Origin of the sequence: Neisseria sp. P0016.S008, from assembly GCF_051957775.1 — a bacterium.
GTDB classification, from domain to species: Bacteria; Pseudomonadota; Gammaproteobacteria; order Burkholderiales; family Neisseriaceae; genus Neisseria; species Neisseria flavescens_B.
This window is the reverse complement of the sequence record NZ_JBQCWB010000003.1, coordinates 160,152-185,606: the sequence shown is the minus strand read 5'-3', so window position 1 is coordinate 185,606 and position 25,455 is coordinate 160,152. Positions and strand designations below refer to the sequence as shown.

The window sequence follows — 25,455 nt, the reverse complement described above, 5'->3', positions numbered from 1 at the left end:
TGTTCAGACGGCCTTTCTGATAACATGACAACAATTTGTCCGATTCGGAGCCGCCATGAATTTCCCGCCACTCAAATCCCCCCTGAAATTTTACGCCGTCGTTCCCACCGCCGACTGGGTCGAGCGCATGGTCAAAGCAGGTGCCGACACAGTGCAACTGCGTTGCAAAACCTTGCATGGCGACGAATTGAAACGTGAAATCGAACGTTGCGTCGCCGCCTGTCAAAACAGCACAACCCAGCTTTTTATCAACGACCACTGGCGCGAGGCAATAGAAGCGGGTGCATATGGCGTACATCTCGGACAGGAAGACATGGACACCGCCGACCTTGCCGCGATTGAAGCCGCCGGTTTGCGCTTGGGCTTGAGTACGCACTCTGTTGCCGAACTCGACCGCGCCCTATCCGTACACCCCAGCTATGTCGCCAGCGGCGCGATTTTCCCGACCACGACCAAACAAATGCCGACCGCCCCGCAAGGTTTGGACAAACTGCGTGAATACGTCAGACAGGCACGCGGCACGCCCGTCGTTGCCATTGGTGGCATCGATTTGAACAATGCCGAAGATGTGCTGGCAACCGGCGTTTCCTCACTCGCCGTCGTCCGCGCCGTGACCGAAGCGGAAAATCCCGAAGCGGTGGTTAAAGCGTTTCAGGCTTTGTGGGATCAATAAGGCCGTCTGAAAATAAGAAGCCCGACAAGAGAAGCAAACATTATGAAGATTATATTGAACAATGAAACCATCACATTAAACGGCACAACCGTTGCCGACCTTATCACCCAAACTGAGCCGCAAAAACCGTTTGCTGTTGCCGTCAATACCCAGTTTGTCGCCAAAGGCGCGTATGCGGAAACGGTTTTAAACGAAAACGATAAAGTGGACATTGTGCGCCCCGTAGTCGGCGGATAAGCGGTTTTACTGTGCGTATATCTGCGCTATTGGTTTAATGCTGAGAAAAGGAAGAGAAATGTTTATCGTATCGTTGGAATATATGAAAGACTTGGCTGCGGTTGAAACCTACCTGTCCGAGCATATTGCGTATCTCGAACAGTATTATCAAGCAGGTGTATTTGTGATGTCTGGACGCAAACAGCCGCGGACAGGCGGCGTTATCCTGATGAAAGCATCAGGCAGGGAACAGGTGGAAAAGTTAATTGCAGAAGACCCGTTTCACCGAGAAGGCGTGGCGAAATACACAATTACCGAGTTTATTCCGACCAAGGTCGCCGAAGGACTTGAAAACTATTTGGAAACTATCTAAACCGATTTTTCAGAAGGCTATTGTCCCAAAAATAATATTACAAAGGAATCCATCATGTTTACCCTATACGGAGAAACTTTCCCTTCACGGCTGCTGCTCGGTACGGCTGCTTATCCGACGCCGGAAATCCTCAAGCAGTCTGTCCAAATCGCGCGACCGGCGATGATTACCGTTTCATTGCGCCGTGCCGGTAGCGGCGGCGAAGCGCACGGGCAGGGTTTTTGGTCGTTATTGGAAGAAATGGGTGTGCCTGTGTTGCCCAATACCGCAGGTTGCCAAAGTGTGCAGGAAGCCGTGACTACTGCGCAAATGGCGCGCGAAGTGTTTGATACCGACTGGATCAAGCTCGAACTTATCGGCGATGATGACACGTTGCAGCCGGACGTGTTTCAGCTTGTCGAAGCGGCGGAAATCCTGATTAAAGACGGCTTCAAAGTGCTGCCTTATTGCACTGAAGACCTGATTGCCTGCCGCCGCCTGCTCGACACAGGCTGTCAGGCGTTGATGCCGTGGGCGGCGCCGATTGGCACGGGTTTGGGCGTGGTTCATGCTTATGCGTTGAAAGTCCTGCGCGAACGCCTGCCCGACACGCCGTTGATTATTGATGCCGGTTTGGGTTTGCCTTCGCAGGCGGCGCAAGTGATGGAATGGGGCTTTGACGGTGTGTTGTTGAATACCGCCGTTTCCCGCAGCGGCGATCCGGTCAATATGGCACGCGCTTTTGCGCTTGCGGTCGAGTCGGGCCGTCTGGCATATGAGGCGGAACCTGTGGAAGCGCGTGAGAAAGCGCGCGCCAGTACGCCGACGGTGGGTCAGCCTTTCTGGCATTCGGCGGAATATTGAAAAACATTAGGGCGTGTCGAACACGCCCTTTTTTATTGGTGGAAAACCTGATTTCAGGTTAAACAGAATGTTCAGACGGCCTTGGCCAAAAGCTGTTTCAATGGCTTTAAGATTTGCCATGCTTGCGCTTTAAGTTGCGGCTGCATCAGCAGGCGGGCGGGGTGGGGAATGATGAAATGCGGCCGCTCTGCGCACAATTCGTTCATCAGTCCGATCATGTCGGGGCTGTCGAAGATTTTGCCGAGAAACAAGACTGCGCGTGCTTGCGAAGCGGTCAGCTCGTTTTGCATTTCGGCAAGCTCGGAGCGGATGTGTTCGGCATCGGGGAGGGCGGTGAACACGGGCGCGGTTTTGACCCATGCGGTTTTGTGCGCCTGCTCAGGCTTGAGGCCGATGGCGGCGAGAATGTTGTCGAGAAGCGTGCCGACGTCGCCGCTAAAGAGCGTGCCGTGCAGGCTGTCTTCGGTGGACGGACAAATGCTGACCACCATGATTTCAGACGGCCTGATGGTTACGTCAAGGCGGGGAAGATTGTCTGAATGCACGGCTTTTTCTGTTTTTGCCGGTGTTTCGGCCATGGCTTTGGGTGCCGCTTCGGGAACGCGGACAGCCGGTTTGGCCGTTTGCGCAGTGGCAATGGCGGCGGTGCGTGCCTGATGGGCACCTGCGGATAAAGTACGCACGGCTTGCGCGGTATCGGCAGCAATGGTTTTGGGGCGGACGGGCGCGGCTGATGCTGCGGCTTGAGGCGCAGCATGGATGATTTTGGCGTTTCGGTTCAGCCACATCGGGCCCAAGCCCAAGGCTTCGTGCAGGTGCAGATAGCGGCTGCTTAACATGATTTCTCCATCAATACGGCATCTTCGCTGCCGCCGTCGGGCAGGGCGTAGTAGTTTTTGCGGCGGCCGCAGGTTTGGAAGCCGTGTTTGCGGTAGAGCTGTTGCGCGGTTTCATTGCTTGCACGGACTTCGAGCAGCAATCGGGTTGCGCCTTGTTGTTGCACTGCGTTTTGCCAGTGTTGCAACAGAGCGGACGCAATGCCTTGGCGGCGGTAGTCGGACGCGACGGCAATCAGGTGCAGCTCGGATTCGTCAAATACGGTTTGCCACACGATAAAGCCGGTAATTTGGTGGTCGGTCTGGCTGAGCCAAACGCTGTCGGGATGGTGTTGAACCGCCGATTCAAACTGCTGCGCCGTCCACGACGAAGGATTGCCTTGTGCGTCGATGGCGGCAAGGGTGGGGCAGTCGGCAAGTAAGGCTGGGCGCAGGTTCACGGTTTGGCCTTTTGTTGGGCTTGCTCTTGCGCGGTCAGGGCAATTTTGTTGCGGACGTAGAGCAGCTCGGCGTGTGCCGCATCGGTGGCAACATAGCGGCCGCTGCGGGCAAGTCTGAGATAATCGGCGGCGGTCGGCATATCGGCCTGACCGTCAAAAGGCGGTTTGTCGGCGAGGGTAAAGGCATTGCCGATGCCGCCGCTAGGTGTTTTGCCTTCGGGAGCGGTAATGGCGGCGGCTTTGCCAACCGTGTAATCGCTCAAGCGGATGTGGTTTTGCGTATCAAACCATGCGTAGAACACTTCACCCATACGTGCATCGGTGGCCGCCAGTACACAGCTTGATGGCGGCAGCAGCGAAGCGGCGGCATCGAGGCAGGGAATGCCGATCATGGGCGTGTCAAACGGCGTGGCCAAACCTTGTGCAACCGCCGCGCCGATACGCAGGCCGGTAAATGCGCCGGGGCCTTGTGCATAGACGATGCAGCCCAAATCGGCGGCCGTGATGCCCGCTTCTTTAAAGAGGCGTTCGATTTGCGGCAGGATTTGTTCGGATTGCTTGGTGCCGACGTTTTCATGAAACAGGCGGACTTCGCCTTGATGTTCCAATGCGATGGACAGAAAGGATGTGCTGGTGTCGATGGCGAGAGTCGGGCGGTTGTCGGTTGGCATGGTGTTATTTTTTAGAAGGATATGGGTTGCCATTATAGTGGAACGGCGAGGGGGAACAAAGCACTCGGGCGGCGCTTGGGTAAAAACGCCGTTTACCGCAAAGCTGTTCGATAAGTGAACCAAGGTTTCAGGCCGTCTGAAAACGTTTCAGACGGCCTTGTTTTATTGGTCGAGTTTCAATAAAGGCGAACCTGCTTTTTCAACGGCGCGGCGGTAGGCTTCATGCGCTTCGATGCGTTGCAAATAAGCGCGGATATTGGGGTAGTCGGCGAAATCGAAGCGGTCGGCCGCGGCTTGCAGCGGATAGCTCATCATGATGTCGGCACCGCTGAGGCTGTTGCCGACCAACCATTCGCGGTTTTCCAACTCGCTGTCGATGTGGGAAAGATGCAGCGCGGCTTGCGGATGGATAAAGCTGCTTTTGACGCTGCCGCTGATTTTGCGGGCAATCGGTTTGACGAAAAACGGCATGGGCGCGCTTTCAATCCGGCGGAACACCAGTCCGAGCAGCAATAACGGCATCAGAGAACCTTCGGCATAATGCAGCCAGCGTTGATATTGCCAGTATTCGCGGCTGCCGCGTTCGGGCATCAGACGGCCGTTGCCGTAGGTTTGAATCAGATAGTCGGTAATCGCGCCGCTTTCCGCCAAGATAAAGCCGTCATCATCCAATAAAGGCGATTTGCCTAAGGGATGGACGGCTTTGAGTTCGTCAGGGGCGAGCAAAGTGTCGGGATGACGGCGGTAGGTTTGTAGACGGTAGGGCGTACCGAGGATTTCAAGCAGCCAAACAATGCGCAGGGCGCGGGATTGGTCGAGCGAATGCAGGGTAATCATGAGGAGCTTTAAATATTGGTTTGTTTGAGGTCGTCTATGCTGATTTGGCAGGCATCGGCATATTTTTGCAGGGTTTTTGCCGGTAGTTTGGCGAACACTTCGGGACGGAAATGCCGACGCAGCTGCCATTTCCATACGCCTGCCGCCATGGCCAAGCCGGTTTCATCATAACGGCAGCGGAACATATGGTAGTACAGCGGCGAATATTCGCCTTTTTCGACGGCTTCGCGCGCTGCCTGCGTTTGGGCATTGAGTTCGCACACCGCCATTTCGGTGGCGTAGGCTTCGTCCTGCCAACCGTTGCTGGTGGCCGCTTCGTAGTGGCCGTCGCGGGTGCCGTAGATGACTTTGCGGTGGCCGTGGTAGCTGGCGCTGTTGTCTTGAGGGATATCGTCAATCTTCATTCAGACAGCCTTTACTGCTTCCAAAAGCATGAAACATGTTGAAAAACGGCCGCTTTCCGGAACGTAACACAGGATTTTTTGGTCGTGTTCGATAGGGAAAGTGCGCATAAATTCTTCAAGGATGATGTAAATCGAGGCCGAACCCGTGTTGCCTTTGTTGTGCAGATTGGTAAACCATTTTTCCTGCAGAATGTCGAAGCCGATGTTTTTCAGGCCGTCTGAAAGGCGGTCGCGGAAAAAGCCGGAAGAGTAGTGTGGCAGGAACCAATCGATTTCTTCGGCGCGGATGCCGTGTTTGGCGGCGATTTGGGAGAGGGGTTTTTCCACTGTATAGCGGACGATGTTTTCGTTCAGCAGTTTGACGTCCTGCTTGACCGCCATCAGGCTGTGGCGGCGGCCGTAATCGGCATCTGCGTGTTTCCAGCCTTCAAATACGCCGTCGCGGAATTCTGCGCCGGCATACATGCAGGGCGGCATTTCGTTGGCGTAGGAAAGCAGGTCTATCCAATGGATTTTCAGGCTGAGGCCGTCTGAATTGGGACGATCGGACAGATACACCGCGCCTGCGCCGTCAGACAGCATCCAGCGCAAAAAGTCTTTTTCAAACCCGATTTCGGGGGACGCGTTTTCCAGTTTTTTATGGTCGGTTTCACTTTGAAACACTTCGCCGCGCATGACTGCCGAGGCGTTTTCGGAAGCGACGGAAACCGCATGTGCGTGTTCGCCGGTGCGCACGGCGTTGTAGGCATGTTTCATCGCCGCCATCCCTGCTGCGCATACGCCTGCCATGCTGAACACTTCGCAAGGCGGCATATCCAGCAAACCATGCACCATCACGCCGTGTCCGGGCATGGTTTGGTCGGGATAGGAAGTGGCGCAGGCCAGGCTGCCGACGGCTTCTGCCGCAACGCCTTGGGCAAACAGGCCGTTGACCGCTTCGGCGGCCAACTCGGCATTGGTGTGTGTCGTACGACGGCTTTCGGGGTCGATGGCGTAATGGCGCGACAAAATGCCGTTGGAGCGCAAAATCATGCGGCGCACGCGTGAAGGCACATCGCCTGCCATGCCGAGTACGGCTTCCATTTCGTCATTGCCGACGGGGGCATTGGGCAAAAAGGCAGAAACGCGGTTGAGATAAACGTCTTTGAGTGTGTTATTTGATGTCATAATGTGTTTGTCAAAATAATCAACCGATAAACCGCGCCGCGTAGTCGCAGCTTGCAGTCAACGGGATGTGATGTGTTTCGGCATATTCCATCAGCGCGTCCACCAGCAGTTTGGCAATGCCGCGATGACGGAAGTTGGGCGAGACCTCGGTATGGTTTACGTCCCAGCCGCCGTTGTGTTCGGTATAGCTGATATAGCCTGCTTCCAAACCGTCAATATCGATTTGAAAGCGACGGCGCTCGGGGTAGTGGATCACTTCGGGCATGATGGGTTCCTGGTTTGAGGCCGTCTGAAAATTATTATCTGCCTGACGGTTGCTCATAATAATCTGCCAGCTTTTTCAGACGGCCTTTGAGCAGCGGATGCAGCAGTTTTTTCAAAATTATGCTGACAGGTAAAACCACTAAAATCATCGCCAATAAAAAGACGATGTAGAAGCACAACAAGGCACGGCGCAAAAGCGGAGAAATCCTGCCTGCCGCCATCAAAAGCCTGCCCCAGACGAAGAAGCTGCGGCCGGCGGCGCGTTCGCTGAAAATCAGTTTTTCATTCACTGTCACTGCGCTCATGTTTTGAAACAGGGTTTCGTCCAAAGGCTGTTGGTTTAACAGTGCATCGCGCAATTTCGTACCAAACCGCGCCGCATCCGCCAATTCTTCTTCAGCAATGCCGGCAGAGGGCAGGGAGCGGAAATAGCGCTTGTCGCCGGTCAGCATCCATGCTGGCGTGGTAATGAAACTTGCTGCGCTGTTGCAGGCATCGATTTTTACGATGTTGCCGATGAGTTTGGCGCCGTTTTGTTTCAGCAAAGATTTCATTTTTTCCTGCGCGCCCAGCCACATATTGCGGCAGCCAATAAGCGTGATGACCGGTTTGCCGTCCAGCAGGCGGCGCGTTTCTTCGCGTTGCAAAAAGGCGGTAATCGGTTGCGAAGGAGAGAGGAACCAAACGGTGTAGGCAATAACCACCACATCGTAATCTTCGGACGGAATGTGCGGCGACAGAATCGGAGCGGGTTTTAAATGGACGGTTTCAGGAAAGGTATCGAAAAAACGCCAAAACGGCCACGGAAACGGAAATGCCTGCTCCGGTACGATATTTACGCAATCGACCTGTACGCCGGCTGTTTGCAACGGCGCGGCAAAATTTCGCGCCAGGCTGGAGAGCTGCCCCGTTTGTGAGTAATGCACAATCAGCACTTTTTTCATTATCTTCCCTGCAATGAGTAAGTTATGGTTGGTTTGGACGGTATTATATAGTAAACCGACCTGCCTTGAACTTTATTCATATTCAGTATGTGCGCGAAGGTTTCAGCCGATTTGGATGGAAGCGCCGTATTCTGTCGGAATGAGGCGGTGAAGTAGATTTTTATGCCATGCCAACATGAACAACGGCCGTCTGAAATTTTTCAGACGGCCTTGTGTGGAAATCGGGACGCATGGTCTGGAATGGGATTTGCGCTAAGTATAGTGTGCAAATCGTATAGATAAAAAAATAACCGCTTTAAGGCGGTTGGTGGTGGCCAGAGGCGGAATCGAACCGCCGACACACGGATTTTCAATCCGTTGCTCTACCAACTGAGCTATCTGGCCTTCGCGTGTTTCGTTGCGAGATGTGAATTAAACCAAATTTCGTTGCCTTGTGCAAGCGGTTGTAGGCTTTATTTTTGAGGCGGTAAATTAAGATTTTGTTTTGTATTGAATTATTTTTCGTTTTAATTGGCGGTTTTTAGGTTTGCCGGTTTGATTTTCAGACGGCCTAAGATACAATCGGCTTTTTTGCTTTGGATTTATGCCATGCTGTATGTGTTTGTTCGTGATATGTGGGATGTTTTGCGTTTGCGCTATCGTTCGCCGGAGACGTATTTGTATTCGCCTTTGGTAATGGCGGCGGTGCTGCTGTTGTTGGGCGTGGTGAACGCGGCCAACATGTCGCCTTTGTTTGGCAGTGGCGCGGCGGCGGTGTGCCTGTCGGTGATTTTGGTGATTGTGAAATGGTTGGTGTTGAGCCGCTCGATGCGTAAGGTGCTGCATTATTACGGTGCGCCCCGGCTGCCTTTGTGGGGCTTTATTTTGGTGTCTGAGGCTTTGCTGCTGCCGCTGTTGCTGGTGTTGTATGTTCCGGCGTTGGCTGCGTTTGCGCTGCTGTGGCAGGCTTGGGTTTTTGTGGTGCAGGTACGCGGTTTGATGTGGATGGGGAATGCGACGGTAGGCCGTGTTTTGGTGGGCTATCTGTTGTATGGTATCGGCGTGCTGTGTGTGGGTACGGTGATTTTGATGCTGTTTATTGCCGCCGGTTGGTTGGACATGGAAACGTTGAATCAAAACCTGCAGGTGTTGATGTCTGCCCGTAAATAATCAATGGAAATTGGAAGGCCGTCTGAAATGTTCAGACGGCCTTTGTTTTATGTGTTTGTTTCGTGGTCTTGCAGGATTTTTTGATAGACGGGGTCGGGGAGGTAGCGGCCTATCATGTCGCGCCAGCCTTGTGGACCGACCAAGCCTTTGACCATGGTGGAGGATACTTCGGCTATTTCGCGCGGCGGCATCAGGAAGACGGTGGAGATTTCGGGGGCGATGTCGCTGTTGATGTAGCGCATCGAGCGTTCGTATTCGTAGTCGGCGGCGGAACGGATGCCGCGGACGATGAAATTGGCGTTGGCTTCGCGGGCGTAATCGACCAAAAAGCGGTTTTCAAACACGCTGATGCGGACGTTGGGAAAGGGGTGGGTAATGGCATCGAGCATGGCGCGGCGTTCTTCTATGGTGTAGGTGTTGCGCTTTTCGGGATTGGTGCCGATGGCGACGATGAGTTCGTCAAAGAGGGATTGGGCTTCCTGTATCATCCACAGGTGGCCGAGGGTGGGAGGGTCGAAGCTGCCTGCGTACACGGCACGGCGCGGAGTGGTCGTGGTCATTTTGGGTTGGGAATGGGGTTTGTGTGGTTTTCAGGATAGGGGAGTTTGCCGGTGATGTCAAAAATCAAAAAGGCCGTCTGAAATTTCAGACGGCCTTTTTGGCTTTATCAGTCGTCACCGCTAATAGAGATGAGGATTCTCAAGAGGCTGCTGAAAATGTTGTAGATGGAGATGAAGATGGTCAGCGCCGCGCTGATGTGACTGTCTTCACCGCCGTCGATAACGGCACGCACCTGCCACATAATCATCAGGGAACTGAAGACAACGAAGCCGGCCGCGATGGTCAGGCTCAGGGCAGGGATGTTGAGGAAGATGTTGGCCACAACGGCAATCATGAGCACGATCGCACCGGCACCAAGAAAGCTGCCGAGTTTGTTCATGTTCATTGTGGTGCGGCGTGCCATAGCGGACATGGTGAAGAATACACCGGCGGTCATGGCGGCGGCCGTACCGACGATTTGCGCGCCGTTGTTAATCGCTAAGGCGTATTGCAACATAGGGCTGATGGCAAGGCCCATGCCGAAAGTGAAGATCATCAACAGGGCTACGCCGACGTTGCTGTAACGGTTTTTCTCAATCAGGAAGGTCATGCCGTAGAAGAAGCCGAAGAAGGCGGCCAGGGCAACATAGTATGAACCGAACATGGCGAAAATGTTAAAGCCTGTTTTGGCGGAAAAGAACGCGCCGGCAACGGCAGGAATGAAAGACAAGCCGAGCAGGCGGTAGGTTTTTTGCAGGACGGTATTTTTGGCAACCGAGCCTTGCGAGGTATAGTCGTAAACGTCGTTTTGCATGGCGTTTGCTCCAGTGTGGATTGGAAATGAATGAAATTTGGATTTTAACAGAGAATCATGGATTTGTATGATTTATCTGTTCTATTTGCCTAATATGCGGGGCAATCGGGAATTTTAAAGGCCGTCTGAAAATCGGGTTTCAGACGGCCTTGGCTTTTCAATGCTTATTTAGGCTCTTGCGGAACGTAGCCTTGTACGGCATCTGCGCCGTCGCCGAAGAAGTATTGTTCCATCTGCTGAGCGAGGTATTCGCGTGCGCGAGGGTCGGCAAGACTTAAGCGGTTTTCGTTGATCAGCATGGTTTGGTGACGAGTCCAAGCCATCCATGCTTCTTGGGAAACGTTTTCAAAAATGCGTTTGCCCAATTCGTTGGGCAGCGGCGGAAATTTCATGCCTTCGGCTTCTTTGCCGAGTTTGACGCAGTGAACCATACGGGTCATGGCGGTTTCCTTATGATGGGTTGCAAAGTTGGTATTTTAGCCGATTGCACGGATAGGGGAAAGCGTGGCTTTCAGACGGCCTGAAACCTTGCTATGATGGTCTTTTCTGTTTATTCAGGCAAAGATTATGAACCGCCTCGATACTGCCCGCCGTTATTCCCTTTTTCTCGCCCGCAACCTTGATTCAGGCAAACTCAAGCCCGAAATTTTCCTGCCCATGCTGGACAAGGTGTTGACCGAAGCGGATTTCCAAGCCTTTGCCGATTGGAACAAAATCCGCGCGGAAGAAAACGAGGAAGAGTTGGCACGGCAGTTGCGCGAGTTGCGCCGTTATGTGGTGTCGCAGATTATCGTGCGCGATATAAACCGTATCAGCGATTTGAACGAAGTAACCCGCACGATTACGTTGTTTGCCGATTTTGCCGTCAATACCGCGCTGGATTTCGCCTACGCCTATTATCGGGACATGTACGGCACGCCGATCGGGCGTTATACCAAATCACCGCAGCATTTGAGCGTGGTGGCGATGGGCAAGGCGGGCGGCTATGAGCTGAACGTGTCTTCCGACATCGATTTGATTTTCATCTATCCCGAATCGGGCGACACCGACGGCAGGCGCGAGCGCGGCAATCAGGAGTTTTTCACCAAAGTCGGGCAGAAACTGATTGCGCTGCTGAACGACATTACCGCCGACGGGCAGGTGTTCCGCGTCGATATGCGGCTGCGGCCGGACGGCGATTCGGGCGCGCTGGTGTTGAGCGAAACCGCGCTGGAGCAATATTTGATTACGCAAGGGCGCGAATGGGAACGCTACGCGTGGTGTAAAGGCCGCGTAGTCACGCCGTATCCGAACGACATCAAAGCGCTGGTGCGCCCCTTTGTGTTCCGCAAATATCTGGATTACAGCGCATATGAAGCAATGCGCAACCTGCACCGCCAAATCCGCAGCGAAGTCAGCAAGAAAGGCATGGCGGACAACATCAAACTCGGCGCGGGCGGCATCCGCGAAGTCGAATTTATTGCCCAGATTTTCCAAATGATACGCGGCGGCCAAATGCGCGCGCTGCAACTGAAAGGCACGCAGGAAACGCTGAAAAAGCTAGCCGAGCTGGGCATCATGCCGTCTGAAAACGTCGAAACCCTGCTTGCCGCCTACCGCTTCCTGCGCGACGTCGAACACCGCCTGCAATACTGGGACGACCAGCAAACCCAAACCCTACCGACCTCGCCCGAACAGCAGCAACTGCTCGCCGAAAGCATGGGTTTCGACAGCTACACCACCTTTTCAGACGACCTCAACGTTCATCGAAACAAAGTCAATCAGTTGTTCAACGAAATTTTGAGCGAATCCGAAGAGCAAACCCTAGACAACAGCGAATGGCAATGGGCATGGCAAAACAAGCCCGACGAAGAAGAGCGGCAAGGCCGTCTGAAAGAATATGGGTTTGATGCCGAAACCATCGCCACGCGGCTCGACCAAATCCGCAACGGCCATAAATACCGCCACCTTTCCGCACACGCCCAGCCGCGTTTTGACGCCATTGTGCCGTTGTTGGTACAGGCGGCAGCCGAGCAACCCAACCCGACCGATACATTAATGCGGCTGTTTGACTTCCTCGAAAACATCAGCCGCCGCTCCGCCTATCTCGCCTTCCTCAACGAACATCCGCAAACCTTGGCACATCTGGCACAAATCATGAGCCAAAGCTCATGGGTGGCGGCGTATCTGAGCAAATATCCGATTCTGCTGGACGAACTTATCAGCGCGCAGCTTTTGGATACCGCGTTTGACTGGTCGGCACTCGCCGTCTCGCTTTCAAACGACCTCAAAGCCTGCGGCGGCGATACTGAAGCGCAAATGGACACGCTGCGTCATTTCCAACACGCCCAAGTCTTCCGCCTCGCCGTTCAGGACCTTGCCGGATTGTGGACGGTAGAATCACTTTCCGATCAACTCTCCGCACTCGCCGACACCATCCTCGCCGCCGCCGTGCCGTGCGCGTGGGCGGATATGCCCAAAAAACACCGCGACACGCCGCAATTCGCCATCATCGGCTACGGCAAACTGGGCGGTAAAGAGCTCAGCTATTCCTCCGACCTCGACTTGGTCTATCTTTATGACGACCCTCATCCCGATGCAGGCGACGTGTACAGCCGCCTTGCCCGCCGCCTGACCAACTGGCTTTCCGCCGCCACCGGCGCAGGCAGCCTCTACGAAACCGACCTGCGCCTGCGCCCCAATGGCGACGCAGGTTTCCTCGCCCACAGCATCGCCGCCTTTGAAAAATACCAGCGCGAAAACGCCTGGACGTGGGAACACCAGTCCCTCACCCGCGCCCGTTTTATCTGCGGTACGCCTGATGTTCAGACGGCCTTCGACCGCATCCGCACCGAAATGCTGACTGCCGAACGCGACCAAACCGTTTTAGCAGGCGAAATCATCGAAATGCGCGAAAAAATGTTCCCCACCCATCCGCCTGCCGACAGCAACGTCAAATACGCGCGCGGTGGCGTGGTCGATGTCGAATTTATCGTCCAATACCTCATCCTTGCCCATGCCCGCCAGTATCCGCAACTCTTGGACAACTACGGCAACATCGCCCTATTGAACATCGCCGCCGACTGCGGCCTCATCGACAAAACCCTCGCCGAACAAAGCCGCACCGCCTACCGCTTCTACCGCCAGCAGCAACACAACACCAAACTGCGCGATGCCAAAAAAACCGAAGTGACGGACGAATTGCTGACCCATTACGGCAATGTGCGAAAACTATGGCAGGAAGTATTCGGGGCAGAAGTGAAGTTTGGATAAACAGGCGGGCGTATTCAGCGTCAAAAGCCCTGTACAGCAACACAATTTACCGCCACAACAAACTCACTCTAAACATATAAGGAAAACCAACCATGAAGAAAATGGCACTGTTTTTAACGGTTTTACTGTCGTCGGCAGCAGCCCAAGCCGCTGATTACTTTTTGCCTTATACCGAATGCGATGGCTCTGCAAACGTCCGTTCCGCGCCTGATACACGCAGCAAAATCATGACCGTACTGGATTATGAAAGCAAAAAACATAAAATACTCAGTAAACAGGGTAAATGGTTTCATATTCAATTAGACGGGCACCGTACAGGCTACGTCCATCAAAGCCAAGGCTTTATCGTGCACAATTATGTTGTCGCCAGCCCTGACGGATCGGCAAACGTCCGTAACAACAGCTACCCCGAAGAACCGATCAAGCAAGGCGAAATCATCAAAACACTCCCAAACGGAACACGTGTACAGATCGTCCCAGCCTTCAGAAAAGGCGACTGGTTGTGGTACAGCAATCAGGGAGCTTACACAGAAAAAAACGAGTATGGTCATCATGTTTCGATTCAGGGTTATATCCACAAAAGTCAACTTCGACGCGTGGAGTAATAAACAAGCAATTTATCCGATTAAGGCATATTTTCGGACATAAAGTAGGTACTGTTTTGCCGAAGATATAAAAAAGGCCGTCTGAAACTTTTCAGACGGCCTTTTATGGTATTTATTCTTCTTCTTCCTGTTCTGCCTCTGCAGGTTTTTCTAGGAAGTTGCCTGCCAACCAAAGTAAAGCGCCACTACCCGTAATGCCTGCTTTAATCCATAGGGCGGTATCTTCGCCCCATTCGTAAATCCAGGCTAAAACTTTGGGTACCGCGTTCATATAATTCAAACCGAATGCCAATACGCCGAGGATAAATAAAGTACTGCCCAAGCTTTTCATCATTATTCCTTATAAAATCAAATGTATGCTTCAGGACCAATCAGCAGGTGCAATGAAGCTGAGTGAATGTGAATATGTCAAAAGATGACATTATAGTAGGTTTTATGTAAGGAAGATATTTTTGTAAAAGCTGATTGGCAGCTTGAGGAAAGATTTTTGTTTACTTATTCCTGATTTAGCTTGAGCATGACCTGTAAAAAATGTTCTCATTTTCTGTCGATATTGTGATACAGCAAAACAAGTTCTAAAATATACTGCTTATTTATATATTAAAAACAAGGAGAAACTGATGTCTAAGGTTGCGGTACTCGGTGGCGGTCTTTCTGGCCGTCTGATGGCGTTCCAACTGGCAGAGCAGGGTATTTCGGTCGAGTTGTTTGAGAAAGGTGAACGCAACGGCGCGCAAGCCGCCGCTTATGTTGCCGCGGCCATGCTGGCACCTTCTGCCGAAGCGGTGGAGGCAACGCCCGAAGTCATCCGTTTGGGCAAACAAAGTATTGCGCTTTGGCGCGCGATTGTCGGCCGTCTGAATACGCCGGTGATGATGCAGGAAAAAGGCAGCCTGATTGTTTGGCATACGCAGGACAAGCCGCTTTCTGCCGAGTTCGCCCGGCATTTGAAGCGCGGCGGCGTGCCGGAACACGAAACCATACGTTGGAACGCGGACGAAATCGCGGCCAACGAGCCGCAACTGGCAGGACGGTTTTCAGACGGCCTGTATCTGCCGGCGGAAGGGCAGTTGGACGGACGGCAGGTATTGAATGCGCTGGCCGATGCTTTGGAATCAATGAATGTGCCTTGCCATTGGTTGTGCGAACGCGAAGTCGAAGATTTGGCGGTGCAATACGATTGGGTCATCGACTGCCGCGGTTATGGTGCAAAAGCAGCGTGGAACAGGCCGTCTGAAAGTCAATTGCGCGGCATACGCGGCGAAGTGGCGCGCGTTTACGCACCCGAAGTCGAGTTGTCCCGTCCAGTACGCCTGCTGCATCCACGCTATCCTTTGTATATCGCACCGAAGGAAAACCATATTTTTGTGATTGGTGCGACCCAAATCGAAAGCGAAAGCCAAGCGCCGGCCAGCGTGCGTTCTGGTTTGGAACTTTTGTCCGCGCTGTACGCCGTGCATCCGGCATTTGGCGAGGCGAACCTTTTGGAACTGGCCACCGGCCTGCGTCCGACTTTAAACCACCACAATCCTGAAATCCGCTTCAGCCGCGAACGCCGCCTGATTGAAGTCAACGGCCTGTTCCGCCACGGCTTTATGATTTCTCCGGCAGTAACCGGCGCAGCCGTGCGTTTGGCCGGCGCGCTGTTTGCCGGAAGCGACATTCCCGAAAGCGACGAAACCAGCGGTTTGCCGTATATCCGCGCTGCGAATTGAAGCCGTTGCGGACGAAGTTGCTTGAAAATTGGGCAAATTGTTTGTGAAAGACAGCCACAGGCCGTCTGAAAATGATAAAATCGCCGTCAATTCAATCAACCTTGCGTCTGAAAACCGCATGATGCCGTTTTCAGACGCCAAACCAATTTCCTATTTAACGATAAGCACATGACAACCCAAACCCTCTTAATCGAACTTCTCACTGAAGAACTCCCGCCAAAGGCCCTCAATAATTTGGGCAACCATTTTGCCGCTTCCGTTGCCGAAGGCTTGGAAAAAGCGCAACTGATTGACGGCGCAGCCGAGTACACCGCCTACGCTTCTCCGCGCCGCTTGGCCGTTCAAGTCAAAAACGTGAAGGCCGTTCAAGCCGACCAAAAAATCGTGAAAAAAGGCCCGGCCGTGGCGAATGCTATGAAAGACGGTGCGCCGACTAAGGCTTTGGAAGGTTTTGCGCGCGGTGCGGGTGCGAAAATCGAAGACTTGACCATCATCAACGACGGCAAGCAAGACGTGTATGCCTACGAATACGTCCAAACCGGCAAACCGCTGGGCGAGCTTTTGGAAGACATCATCAATGCCGCAGTGAAAAAACTGCCGATTCCGAAAGTCATGCGTTGGGGCAGCAGCACATTCACCTTCGTGCGTCCTGTACACAGCCTGATCGTGCTGCACGGCGGCGACATCGTCAACGTCAGCGTTTTGGGTCTGCAAAGCGGCAACAAAACACTGGGGCACCGCTTCCTCTCCAACGGCGAAATCGCCATTGAAAATGCCGACAGCTACGCCGCCCAAATGCGCGAACAAGGCAAAGTCGTCGCTTCGTTTGCCGAGCGCAAAGCCGCCATTCAGACGGCCTTGAACGAGCAGGCAGGCCGTCTGAACGCGACCGTTGCCGCTGATGAAGCCTTGTTGGACGAAGTGACCGCATTGGTCGAATGGCCTGTGGTATTGGAAGCCGGTTTTGAAGAACACTTCCTCGCCGTACCGCAAGAATGCCTGATTCTGACCATGCAGCAAAACCAAAAATACTTCCCGCTGCTCGATCAAAACGGCAAGCTGATGAACCGCTTCCTGCTGGTGTCTAACCTGCAAACCGAAGACCCGTCGCACATCATTCAAGGCAACGAACGCGTTTTGCGCGCGCGCCTGTCTGATGCAGAGTTCTTCTACAAACAAGACCAAAAAGCGACTTTGGAAAGCCGCCTGCCGAAATTGTCCAGCGTGGTTTACCACAACAAAATCGGTTCGCAAGCCGAGCGCATCGAGCGTCTGCAAAGCATTGCCGCCCATATCGCCAAAGCATTGGGTGCGGATGCCGCCGCAGCCGAGCGCGCCGCACGTTTGGCCAAAGCCGACTTGGTCACCGAAATGGTCGGCGAGTTCCCCGAATTGCAAGGCACGATGGGTAAATACTATGCCCGCTTGGACGGCGAAACCGAAGAAATCGCCGAAGCCATCGAGCAACATTACCAACCGCGCTTTGCCGGCGACAACCTGCCGAACGGCAAAGTGGCAACCGCCGTTGCGTTGGCCGATAAACTGGAAACCTTGGTCGGCATTTGGGGTATCGGCCTGATTCCGACCGGCGACAAAGACCCATACGCACTGCGCCGCTCCGCATTGGGTATTTTGCGTATGCTGATGCAGTACGGTTTGGACGTAAACGAACTGATTCAGACGGCCTTCAACAGCTTCCCGCAAGGTTTGCTCAACGAGAAAACGCCGTCTGAAACTGCCGACTTCATGCAGGCGCGTTTGGCCGTGTTATTGCAAAACGATTATCCGCAAGACATCGTCGCCGCCGTATTGGCGAAACAGCCGCGCCGTTTGGACGACGTAGTGGCGAAACTGCAGGCCGTTGCCGCGTTCAAACAGCTGCCCGAAGCCGCCGCACTGGCCGCAGCCAACAAACGTGTGCAAAACCTGCTGAAAAAAGCCGATGCCGAGTTGGGCGCGGTTAACGAAAGCCTGCTGCAACAGGACGAAGAAAAAGCCCTGTATGCCGCCGCGCAAGGTTTGCAGCCGAAAATCTCCGCCGCCGTTGCCGAAGGCAATTTCCAAACTGCTTTGTCCGAGCTGGCTTCCGTCAAACCGCAAGTCGATGCATTCTTCGACGGCGTGATGGTGATGGCTGAAGATGCCGCCGTGAAGCAAAACCGTTTGAACCTGTTGAACCGCTTGGCAGAACAAATGAACGCAGTTGCCGACATTGCGCTCTTGAGCGAATAAGGCCGCGTTTCAGTTGATCCTTTTTTCAGGCTGCCCGATGTTTCAGGCAGCCTGAAGTTTTTCGGGCGTATCCCTTGCATGGCGTTCAAGGGTATAATTCGGCAGATTTGTCGCACGACAAATCGCGCACATAAACAATTTCCCACATTCAAGAGGCAGATTATGAATATCCCAGCCATCCGAACCGCACTCGATGCCGTATTGATTCCCCATACAATGCGTACTTTGGGCAGCGAAAAAGCCGTTACACTCCTTGAAGAGCGTTCAGACGGCCTGCATATCGGCCTGAAATTCGCGTTCCCAGTTGCCCATATCGCCGCAGACATTGCCAACGCCCTCCAAGAAGCCGTTATGGCCCATACTGGCGACACGCATATTCATTTGAGTATTGATACCGAAATCGGTACGCACAAAGTCCAACCCGGCGTGGCGACCATCAAAGGCGTGAAAAATATTATTGCCGTTGCATCCGGCAAAGGCGGTGTCGGCAAATCAACGACCACTGCCAACCTTGCCACCGCAATGGCCAGAATGGGCGCACGCGTCGGCGTACTCGATGCCGACCTGTACGGCCCAAGCCAGCCCACCATGCTCGGCGTACAAGACCGCAAACCCGACCAACAAAACAAAAAACTGATTCCCGTTGAAGCCGAAAGCGGCATTCAAGTAATGTCTATCGGTTTCCTGGTCGATACCGACCAAGCCGTCGTTTGGCGCGGCCCGATGGTCAGCCAAGCCTTGCAACAGCTGATGTTCCAAAGCGAGTGGGACAATGTCGATTATCTCTTCATCGACCTGCCGCCCGGTACCGGCGATATCCAATTGACCCTGTCGCAAAAAATTCCCGTAACCGGCTCCGTTGTCGTCACCACGCCACAAGACATCGCCCTGATTGATGCACGCAAAGCCGTGGATATGTTCAACAAAGTCAATATCCCGATTTTGGGCGTTTTGGAAAACATGTCTGTCCATATCTGCTCCAACTGCGGCCATGCCGAAGCAATCTTTGGCGCAGAAGGCGGTAAAAACTTGGCAGAGCGTTTGAACGTACCGTTGCTCGGCCAGCTTCCGTTGAGCCTGCCTGTACGCGAAGCCATGGACAGCGGCACATCTTCGGCCTTGTTTGAAAACAACCAAACCATCGCCGACATCTACACCGAAGCCGCCTTCCAAATCGCGTTGACCATTGCCGATAAAGGCAAAGACTTCAGCAGCCGCTTCCCGAAAATCGTCGTCGAATAAAAAAGTTTAAAAAAAGGTGTTGACAGCTGTGTGACCCGTCTCTATAATGCACATCTTGTCGGGTCGTTAGCTCAGTCGGTAGAGCAGCGGACTTTTAATCCGTTGGTCGAGCGTTCGAATCGCTCACGACCCACCAAATATAAAAACCTGCTTTGAAAAAAGCAGGTTTTTTACGTTTGGATTTTAGGATTTTGTTGAAAATATTTTGTTATTGAAACAATCCATAGCACATCAGGCATCAGGCCGTCTGAAAGATATTTTCAGACGGCCTGAAGTTTTATAGGAATGGTTTTGAGAAATAAGCTTTCTACCTGGCAGACAAATGTTTAAAACCTTACTTGCGTCTGCAACTGTCTACGATAAACCAATACGGCAGCAGTCAGCGTGGCAAAAGAGAATGCAGACAATAAAAGCAGATAACGGCCGATTCCGTCCAGTCCGCTGCGGTTGAGCAGCAATTCCTGAAAAGCCTTCAAGCCCCAAGCCATTGGGGAAATCCAAGTGAGTTGCTGCATGGTTTCGGGCATGACGTGGGCGGGCACCATAATGCCGCCGATTGCCGCCATCAGGATAATGCCGCCGCCGCCGAGTACGACGGCGTGTTCGGTAGATTTTGCGCAGACACTGATTAACAGCGCGTAGCCGAGTGCGGCGGCGCTGACGGCGGCGGACAGCAGCGCGTAGGGAACAAGGCTGCCGTTGAGTATGAGGGCGGGTACGCCGATTTCGGGCAGCAGGTAGCGGCCGAGCAGCAGCATTCCGACAAACTGAAGCTGGTTAATCAGGAAATAGGGGACGAGTTTGGCGGCAATCAGGCCGGACGCGGAAGCGCGGGCGAGACGCAGGCGGGTAATGGTGTTGGTCTGGCGTTCCAGTGCCATGACGTTCGACAGCGGTATCATGATGAAAAACATACCGAAAATCAGCCATGCGGGGACGCTGTGCTGTACGGCGTTGGGTTTTTCCACAGTGCCGCTGCCTGCGCTCAGATAGTGTTCTTCCAGCATTTTTTTATCTAAAAAGCTGCGCACGGCGGCGAATTGTTCGTCGTTTTTTTCATCGACTTTTTTCTGGATGTCTTTTCGGATGGCGCGGGGCAGTTTTTTATTGTCGATTTTGATGCCTTCGTTGTTGTCGAAATAAGCGTCCAGCCGCGTTTGGGTGTAGTGCTGCTGCAAAACGCCTTTGACCGCCGCCAGCCATGAAGGCTCGGTATCGGGCGGTACATAGATTTGCAGGGCTTTGTTGTCGGCGATTTTGCCGGAAGCGGGGTTCGGGTTGAGCAGCACCAGTTGGAAACGCTTGTCATGCAGGCCGTTTTGCGCGTCGGTCAGCTTTTCAGACGGCATCCGCGTAACATGAATCTGCTCTTTTTCCAGCGCGGCGGCCAGTGCGGTATTGACGCTGTCGTCTGCCGCGCCGACCAGCGCGATGCGGCTGTCGGTGTGCGGGTCTTGGTCGCGGCTCAGCGCCAACGACATAATCAGCATGAAGGCGATGGGCATCACAAACAACACGGCCAAACCGTGCAGGTCGCGGCAGAGCAGTTTGAGTTCTTTGAGGAGGGAGGAAGTCGTCATTGTGGATTTTGCTTATCTGTTGCTGGCTCGTCTTTACGCAGGAAATCAAGGTAAAACGTTTCCAGTGAGCCGTGTCCCTGCTGGAAGTAGCGGATTTGCGCGCCGCTTTGTTGTAGGACGGCGTAAACGGCGGCGGCATCGTGCGCCGTTTCCATCATGCCGCGGCTGTCCACTTGCTTTGCACCCAAAGCGGCCAGTGTTTGAGGCGGCAGCGGCGGTTCGACGGTAAAGCGCACGACACCGGTTTGCGTACTTAAAAGCTCGTCCAAACCGCCGTGGTACACCAGTTTACCGTGTTGCAGCAGCGCAATTTTGCCGCAAAGCTGCTCGATTTCCGACAGATAGTGCGAGGTGTAAACCACCGTTACCCCCTGCCGCGTCAAATCCGCCACGCTGTCGAGGATAAAGCGGCGCGACTGCGGGTCGATGCCGACCGTGATTTCGTCGAGAAACACCAATTGCGGCGTGTTAATCAGGCCGATGGCAAAATTCAGACGACGTTTAAGCCCGCCCGAAAGATGCTTTGCCGCTTTGTTTTTGTGGGTGGTCAGGTCAGTCTGTTCCAACAGCGCATTCAGATGGCCTTTGTCGCGCACTTTGTAAAGTGAGGCGAAAAACAGCAGGTTGTCCCACACAGAAAGCTGCGGATAAAACGCGAAATCCTGCGGCACCAAACCGATTTTCTGCCGCTCGCTGCGGCTCAGCAGGCGCAACGGCTTGCCGTCAAACAAAATTTCGCCCTGCCGCACTTCCTGCAAGCCGGCCAAAAGCGACATCAGCGTCGTTTTCCCCGCACCGTTGTGACCGAGCAGCCCCAAACATTCGCCGTCGGCAATGTCGAACGACACATTGTCCAGCGCGGCGGTTTCGGCTTTGGGATAACGGTGGGAGAGGGATTGGATTTGAATCATGGTTTCAGACGGCCTTTCGAGCGATATTTAAATCACAGCACCCCATAAATAACGGCGCTGGAATTTGCCGTCCTTAAATATAAAGCAGACGCCGAAAGGATCGCCGTCCGAACCTTGTCTGCCGAACAGATAAAGTGTTTTATCATTGCCGCGGTAATAAGCTTCCCAGCCTTGATATACATTGCTGCCGCGTGCAGTGGCGGCAAAATCGGGCGAGAACAGTCCTTGCAGTTCGGTAGCGGGAACCGCTTGACCGTTTAGCGTGATACGCTCAAGCGCGAACACGCTTTTGGGAATCATAGAGTCGATACCATAATACGGTTTTCCTTGATAGAGCCGCGCGGTGTATTTGTCTTTGCTGATACCCGAGAAATCACTGCGTTTTGGGTGAATGCGGCGGGCTACGATGTGTACCTTTTGACCGTTGCCGGACAAAGTCAGCGTATCGTCATGACCGGATTGTTCGCGCAGGCGGACGAAGCTTTTATCGGAGGCGGGAAATATCAGACGGCTGTAATGGATAAAGCCGGAATCGTCGGCGCTTGCCTGTTGTAGCTGGACAAAACAGAAGTCTGGCTTGTTTTCACTGAGTTCTTCCATGCATTCCAACGGTGTGCCGTTGGGAATTTTTGCCAAAACTTTGGCATTCAAATCGGGTCTTTTTCGTAAGTTGGTGTGTCCGTCGGCATCATGAACCAAGGCAAAGCCGTTCGGCGGCGCGGCATGGGTTAAGGCGGAACACAATAATAAGAGGGAAGCTAAGTAACGCATTTTTACCATTTCTTTGAGTTTTCAGACGACCTTTTCGAGCGATATTTAAATCGCAGCATTCCATAAATAGCGGCGCTGGAATTTGCCGTCCTTAAATATAAAGCAGACATCGAAACTACCGGCTCCCGAACTTTGTCTGCCGAACAGATAAAGCGTCTTGTCGGTGTGGCGGTAATAGGCTTCCCAGCGTTGATATACATTGCTGCCGCGTGCAGTGGCGGCAAAATCGGGCGAGAACAGTCCTTGCAGTTCGGCAGCGGGAACTGTTTGACTGTTCAGCGTGATACGTTCAAGCGCGAACACGCTTTTGGGAATGTCGTAGTCTGTACCATAGAAAGGTTTGCCTTGATAGAGCCGCGCGGTGTATTTGTCTTTGTTGATGCCCGAGAAGTCGCTGAGTTTTGGATGGATGCGGCGGGCAACGATGTGTACCGTTTGTCCGCTACCGGACAAAGTCAGAGTATCGTCATGACCGGATTGTTCGCGCAGGCGGACGAAGTTTTTGTCGGAGGCGGGAAATATCAGACGGCTGTAATGGATGAAACCGTAGTCTTCTGCGGCAGGTTGTTGCAGCTGGGCAGTACAGAAAGTCAAACTGCCTTCGCCGCCATCACCCAAACATTTCAACGGCGTACCGTTGGGAATTTTTGCCAAGACTTTGGCATTCAAATCGGGGCTTTCGCGTAAGTTGGTATGTCCGTCGGCATCATGAACCAAGGCAAAGCCGTTCGGCGGCGCGGCATGGGTTAAGGCGGAACACAATAATAAGAGTGTGGCTAAGTAACGCATTTTTATCTTTTCTTTTAGTTTTCAGACGACCTGATTTCAAAACTGTACGCGGCGGATTGAGTTATGCCGCATGATTCCCCATTATTTCAACAATCCCCGCCACAACGTTTCTTCATCGTCCGCAATTTTGCGCAGAAATTCGGCGATGTTGCGGCAGCCATTTTCGGACGGTTTTTTGCACTGCTTCACGCACATGGCTGCGAATTGACGCCATTGGTCGCCGATGGCGGTCATTTGTTCTGAGGCCGTCTGAAACGCAGGTTCGTTGCAGATATGGGCGGCCTGTTCGAGGAAGTAGGCGTAGATGTAGCGGAAACCTGCGCCGCCGGTGCCGATTTCTTCCTGCATCCGCACCAAATGGCCGAGAAACAGTTTTTGGTATTTGTCGTTTTGTTTGGCGGGCAGGGATTCGATTTTTTTGGCCAGCGTGCGGATGCCTTTGACGCCGATGAAAAAGACCGGCGCGAGCATATGTTTAGCGTTTTTGCGTATGGCTTTGCGGATAATGGCGGGCAAGTCTGCCATGATTTGTTCAGACGGCCTGTTGTCTTCCAAGGTGTACATCATGCCTTTTGCCGCCAATACGCCTTTGGCAAAGCGCGCCCGCTGCAAATCTTCGGCGGCGCAGCGTTGTACGGTTTCAAATACGGGGTCGCTGATGAGGTAGTCGTTGCCGTCTTTGCCGTACACCAAAAGATTGTGTGCGTTGAAATGGAAGCGCATTTGCGGCGGGAAGTAGGGCAGCCAGAAGACGGAGGTTTGCAAACCGGCCAGTTTGCCTGAAGACAGCGCAGCATCCAATGCGGCTTGCCCGCTTTGTGCGTCGGAAAATTTGCGGACGGATAATTTCAGCCCCAATGCTTTGCAGGTGTTTTTGATGATGCTGCGCGGCGCGGTACGGTAGGAAACCAGCGGCATGCCGTTTAATTTGATCAGCGGCATCCAGACAAACGTCAGCGCGTGGGCAATGCCGAAAATCATGGCTTCGTCTAAATTGTGGCCATGGTATTTGAGCAGAGTGGACATCACACCGCTTTCGCAATGGGCGGTATGCTGGTGTGGAAATTCTTGTGTGGTCATAAAGTTATTGGTTTTCGTGCAATGTTTTCAGACGGCCTGAAGCGGTCGGAATAGGTTTGTTGTTTTGGATATCAGCGCGCTTCTTTGGCCGCTTCCTGTTCGGCTTTATAGCGGCGCAGAAATTCGATGGCGGCGGCTTTTTCGGCTTCGTTGCCGTATTTGGCATCGCGTTGGGCGCGGCGCAGTTCGGCGCGTTCTTTGGCTTCTTCGATTTGGCGCGCTTTGAAGTCTTCGCGGTTGTCGGAGGAGACGAGTTTGTCCTGTTGCGATTGCGCTTTGGCCATGGCTTTGGCAATCAAATCCATGGGGTTGAATACGGCGCTTGGTGCGGTTGTTTGGGTTTGCGCCTGTGCGGCCTGTTTGGCTTTGACGGCGGCTTCGCGTTGCGCCAGCAGAGCTTTGCGTTCGGCATCGTCGCGCTGTTTGCGCGCGGTATGGCGTTCAAAACGGCTTTGTGCGTGTTCGGCGGCGGCAAAGCGCGGTTCGGCAGAGGTGCTGAAACGGCGTGCGGACGGCAGGAAGGACTGCGATACGGGAACCATGTCGATGCAGTCGACGGGGCAGGGGGTAACGCATAAGCCGCAGCCGGTGCATTCGTCGCTGATGACGGTGTGCATCAGTTTGGACGCGCCCATAATGGCATCGACAGGACAGGCGCGGATGCAGGCGGTACAGCCGATGCAGGCGGATTCGTCAATCAGGGCCACTGCTTTGATTTGTGTTTTTGCCGGCGCGAGGTAGGGCTTGCCCAACAGGTCGGCCAGGTCTTTCATGACGGTTTCCCCACCCGGCGCGCACAGGTTTACCGGCGCTTCTCCTGCCGACAGGGCGCGCGCATAGGGTAAGCAGCCTTCATAGCCGCACTCGCGGCATTGGGTTTGCGGCAACAGGCGGCTGATGCTTTGGATGGGAATGGTCATCATGGATAATCAAAATCGAAAAGGCGCATTATATCAGATTGTTGCGTTTATTTTGGCGAAACTCTTTACGCTTATTTTAGTGAAATTTACCACGCTTATTTTAGCGAAACTCGCTACGCTCGTTTTCAGACGGCCTGAGTCGGGTTTGCGTTATAATTTTGAAATGGATTTATTTGGGTAATTAGGA

Annotated in this window: 29 protein-coding genes and 2 tRNA genes; 12 read left to right on the top strand and 19 right to left on the bottom strand. The window is 53.5% G+C overall.

Annotated features, from left to right (window positions below):
* The first annotated feature begins 55 nt into the window (after window positions 1–55).
* Genes thiE through ACTHS8_RS05070 form a run of 4 tightly spaced genes read left to right on the top strand, consistent with a single transcriptional unit; the run spans window position 56 to window position 2,105 of the window.
* On the top strand, window positions 56–673 hold the full coding sequence (gene thiE / locus ACTHS8_RS05085) for a thiamine phosphate synthase (RefSeq protein WP_440373162.1): 618 nt from the start codon (window positions 56–58) through the stop codon (window positions 671–673).
* A 42-nt stretch (window positions 674–715) separates the two neighbouring features.
* Window positions 716–910, top strand: coding sequence for a sulfur carrier protein ThiS (gene thiS / locus ACTHS8_RS05080; protein ID WP_440373161.1), 195 nt, complete (start codon window positions 716–718; stop codon window positions 908–910).
* A gap of 58 nt (window positions 911–968) precedes the next feature.
* Window positions 969–1,262 (top strand): YciI family protein, encoded by a 294-nt coding sequence (locus ACTHS8_RS05075; protein WP_440373160.1) that lies wholly within the window; start codon window positions 969–971, stop codon window positions 1,260–1,262.
* Window positions 1,263–1,316: 54 nt separating this feature from the next.
* Window positions 1,317–2,105: a thiazole synthase gene (locus ACTHS8_RS05070; RefSeq protein ID WP_440373159.1), complete on the top strand. Its 789-nt coding sequence runs from the start codon at window positions 1,317–1,319 to the stop codon at window positions 2,103–2,105.
* A gap of 71 nt (window positions 2,106–2,176) precedes the next feature.
* Here the strand turns inward: ACTHS8_RS05070 and ACTHS8_RS05065 are convergent, their stop codons facing one another.
* The 9 genes from ACTHS8_RS05065 to ACTHS8_RS05025 form a co-directional block, all read right to left on the bottom strand.
* Window positions 2,177–2,944 carry a uracil-DNA glycosylase family protein gene (locus ACTHS8_RS05065; RefSeq protein ID WP_440373158.1) on the bottom strand — a complete coding sequence of 256 codons (768 nt, stop codon included), beginning with the start codon at window positions 2,942–2,944 and terminating at the stop codon, window positions 2,177–2,179.
* Window positions 2,938–3,381 (bottom strand): ribosomal protein S18-alanine N-acetyltransferase, encoded by a 444-nt coding sequence (rimI, locus tag ACTHS8_RS05060; protein ID WP_440373157.1) that lies wholly within the window; start codon window positions 3,379–3,381, stop codon window positions 2,938–2,940. The genes ACTHS8_RS05065 and rimI overlap by 7 nt, the downstream gene beginning before the upstream one ends.
* Window positions 3,378–4,085, bottom strand: coding sequence for a tRNA (adenosine(37)-N6)-threonylcarbamoyltransferase complex dimerization subunit type 1 TsaB (gene tsaB, locus ACTHS8_RS05055; protein ID WP_440373241.1), 708 nt, complete (start codon window positions 4,083–4,085; stop codon window positions 3,378–3,380). The genes rimI and tsaB overlap by 4 nt, the downstream gene beginning before the upstream one ends.
* 129 nt (window positions 4,086–4,214) lie before the next feature.
* Window positions 4,215–4,889 carry a glutathione S-transferase family protein gene (locus ACTHS8_RS05050; protein WP_440373156.1) on the bottom strand — a complete coding sequence of 225 codons (675 nt, stop codon included), beginning with the start codon at window positions 4,887–4,889 and terminating at the stop codon, window positions 4,215–4,217.
* 8 nt (window positions 4,890–4,897) lie between these two features.
* Complete coding sequence (locus ACTHS8_RS05045) at window positions 4,898–5,293, bottom strand: hypothetical protein (protein ID WP_440373155.1); 396 nt, start codon at window positions 5,291–5,293, stop codon at window positions 4,898–4,900.
* Window positions 5,294–6,460, bottom strand: coding sequence for a beta-ketoacyl-ACP synthase III (locus tag ACTHS8_RS05040; RefSeq protein WP_440373154.1), 1,167 nt, complete (start codon window positions 6,458–6,460; stop codon window positions 5,294–5,296). It lies immediately after the preceding gene.
* Window positions 6,461–6,479: 19 nt separating this feature from the next.
* Window positions 6,480–6,725: a GNAT family N-acetyltransferase gene (locus tag ACTHS8_RS05035; RefSeq protein WP_036493959.1), complete on the bottom strand. Its 246-nt coding sequence runs from the start codon at window positions 6,723–6,725 to the stop codon at window positions 6,480–6,482.
* Between the two features lie 34 nt (window positions 6,726–6,759).
* A complete protein-coding gene (locus tag ACTHS8_RS05030; RefSeq protein ID WP_440373153.1) occupies window positions 6,760–7,668 on the bottom strand; it encodes a dialkylrecorsinol condensing enzyme in 909 nt (302 codons plus the stop codon).
* Between the two features lie 308 nt (window positions 7,669–7,976).
* Window positions 7,977–8,052, bottom strand: a tRNA-Phe gene (locus ACTHS8_RS05025).
* 204 nt (window positions 8,053–8,256) lie between these two features.
* On the opposite strand from ACTHS8_RS05025, the gene ACTHS8_RS05020 reads away from it, so the two are divergent.
* Window positions 8,257–8,817, top strand: coding sequence for a hypothetical protein (locus tag ACTHS8_RS05020; protein ID WP_440373152.1), 561 nt, complete (start codon window positions 8,257–8,259; stop codon window positions 8,815–8,817).
* 47 nt (window positions 8,818–8,864) lie between these two features.
* Here ACTHS8_RS05020 and coaD read toward each other — a convergent pair whose 3' ends face one another.
* The 3 genes from coaD to ACTHS8_RS05005 form a co-directional block, all read right to left on the bottom strand.
* Complete coding sequence (gene coaD, locus ACTHS8_RS05015) at window positions 8,865–9,377, bottom strand: pantetheine-phosphate adenylyltransferase (protein ID WP_250578985.1); 513 nt, start codon at window positions 9,375–9,377, stop codon at window positions 8,865–8,867.
* 107 nt (window positions 9,378–9,484) lie between these two features.
* Entirely contained in the window at window positions 9,485–10,171 is a 687-nt protein-coding gene (locus ACTHS8_RS05010; protein WP_254323604.1) for a Bax inhibitor-1 family protein, read from the bottom strand.
* Window positions 10,172–10,335: 164 nt separating this feature from the next.
* Window positions 10,336–10,611: an oxidative damage protection protein gene (locus ACTHS8_RS05005; protein ID WP_003682648.1), complete on the bottom strand. Its 276-nt coding sequence runs from the start codon at window positions 10,609–10,611 to the stop codon at window positions 10,336–10,338.
* Window positions 10,612–10,738: 127 nt separating this feature from the next.
* Here ACTHS8_RS05005 and glnE point away from each other — a divergent pair, with 127 nt between their 5' ends.
* Together glnE and ACTHS8_RS04995 are read left to right on the top strand one after the other, a co-directional pair.
* Complete coding sequence (glnE, locus tag ACTHS8_RS05000) at window positions 10,739–13,423, top strand: bifunctional [glutamate--ammonia ligase]-adenylyl-L-tyrosine phosphorylase/[glutamate--ammonia-ligase] adenylyltransferase (RefSeq protein WP_440373151.1); 2,685 nt, start codon at window positions 10,739–10,741, stop codon at window positions 13,421–13,423.
* A 92-nt stretch (window positions 13,424–13,515) separates the two neighbouring features.
* On the top strand, window positions 13,516–14,028 hold the full coding sequence (locus ACTHS8_RS04995; RefSeq protein ID WP_440373150.1) for an SH3 domain-containing protein: 513 nt from the start codon (window positions 13,516–13,518) through the stop codon (window positions 14,026–14,028).
* Window positions 14,029–14,140: 112 nt separating this feature from the next.
* Here the strand turns inward: ACTHS8_RS04995 and ACTHS8_RS04990 are convergent, their stop codons facing one another.
* On the bottom strand, window positions 14,141–14,359 hold the full coding sequence (locus ACTHS8_RS04990; RefSeq protein WP_314588811.1) for a cell division protein: 219 nt from the start codon (window positions 14,357–14,359) through the stop codon (window positions 14,141–14,143).
* A 289-nt stretch (window positions 14,360–14,648) separates the two neighbouring features.
* Between ACTHS8_RS04990 and ACTHS8_RS04985 the strand changes: the two genes are divergently transcribed.
* From ACTHS8_RS04985 to ACTHS8_RS04970, 4 genes are all read left to right on the top strand, one after another.
* The gene (locus ACTHS8_RS04985) at window positions 14,649–15,743 is read left to right on the top strand and encodes an FAD-dependent oxidoreductase (protein WP_440373149.1); all 1,095 of its coding nucleotides are present in this window, start codon (window positions 14,649–14,651) and stop codon (window positions 15,741–15,743) included.
* A gap of 168 nt (window positions 15,744–15,911) precedes the next feature.
* Window positions 15,912–17,975, top strand: a complete 2,064-nt coding sequence (gene glyS, locus ACTHS8_RS04980; RefSeq protein ID WP_440373148.1) for a glycine--tRNA ligase subunit beta — start codon at window positions 15,912–15,914, stop codon at window positions 17,973–17,975.
* 162 nt (window positions 17,976–18,137) lie between these two features.
* Window positions 18,138–19,217, top strand: a complete 1,080-nt coding sequence (gene apbC / locus ACTHS8_RS04975) for an iron-sulfur cluster carrier protein ApbC (protein ID WP_440373147.1) — start codon at window positions 18,138–18,140, stop codon at window positions 19,215–19,217.
* A gap of 60 nt (window positions 19,218–19,277) precedes the next feature.
* A tRNA-Lys gene (locus ACTHS8_RS04970) sits at window positions 19,278–19,353 on the top strand.
* 190 nt (window positions 19,354–19,543) lie between these two features.
* Here ACTHS8_RS04970 and ACTHS8_RS04965 read toward each other — a convergent pair.
* From ACTHS8_RS04965 to ACTHS8_RS04940, 6 genes are all read right to left on the bottom strand, one after another.
* Window positions 19,544–20,797 (bottom strand): ABC transporter permease, encoded by a 1,254-nt coding sequence (locus tag ACTHS8_RS04965; RefSeq protein ID WP_440373146.1) that lies wholly within the window; start codon window positions 20,795–20,797, stop codon window positions 19,544–19,546.
* Window positions 20,794–21,708: an ABC transporter ATP-binding protein gene (locus ACTHS8_RS04960; protein WP_440373145.1), complete on the bottom strand. Its 915-nt coding sequence runs from the start codon at window positions 21,706–21,708 to the stop codon at window positions 20,794–20,796. Before ACTHS8_RS04960 ends, ACTHS8_RS04965 begins: the two co-directional genes overlap by 4 nt.
* A 27-nt stretch (window positions 21,709–21,735) precedes the next feature.
* Window positions 21,736–22,479, bottom strand: coding sequence for an SH3 domain-containing protein (locus ACTHS8_RS04955; protein WP_440373144.1), 744 nt, complete (start codon window positions 22,477–22,479; stop codon window positions 21,736–21,738).
* Window positions 22,480–22,524: 45 nt separating this feature from the next.
* Window positions 22,525–23,268: an SH3 domain-containing protein gene (locus ACTHS8_RS04950; RefSeq protein ID WP_440373143.1), complete on the bottom strand. Its 744-nt coding sequence runs from the start codon at window positions 23,266–23,268 to the stop codon at window positions 22,525–22,527.
* An 81-nt stretch (window positions 23,269–23,349) separates the two neighbouring features.
* A complete protein-coding gene (locus ACTHS8_RS04945) occupies window positions 23,350–24,348 on the bottom strand; it encodes a BtrH N-terminal domain-containing protein (protein WP_063076819.1) in 999 nt (332 codons plus the stop codon).
* Window positions 24,349–24,419: 71 nt separating this feature from the next.
* Complete coding sequence (locus tag ACTHS8_RS04940; protein ID WP_440373240.1) at window positions 24,420–25,268, bottom strand: RnfABCDGE type electron transport complex subunit B; 849 nt, start codon at window positions 25,266–25,268, stop codon at window positions 24,420–24,422.
* Between the two features lies 1 nt (window position 25,269).
* On the opposite strand from ACTHS8_RS04940, the gene ACTHS8_RS04935 reads away from it, so the two are divergent.
* Entirely contained in the window at window positions 25,270–25,449 is a 180-nt protein-coding gene (locus ACTHS8_RS04935) for a hypothetical protein (RefSeq protein WP_222570774.1), read from the top strand.
* Window positions 25,450–25,455: the final 6 nt, after the last annotated feature.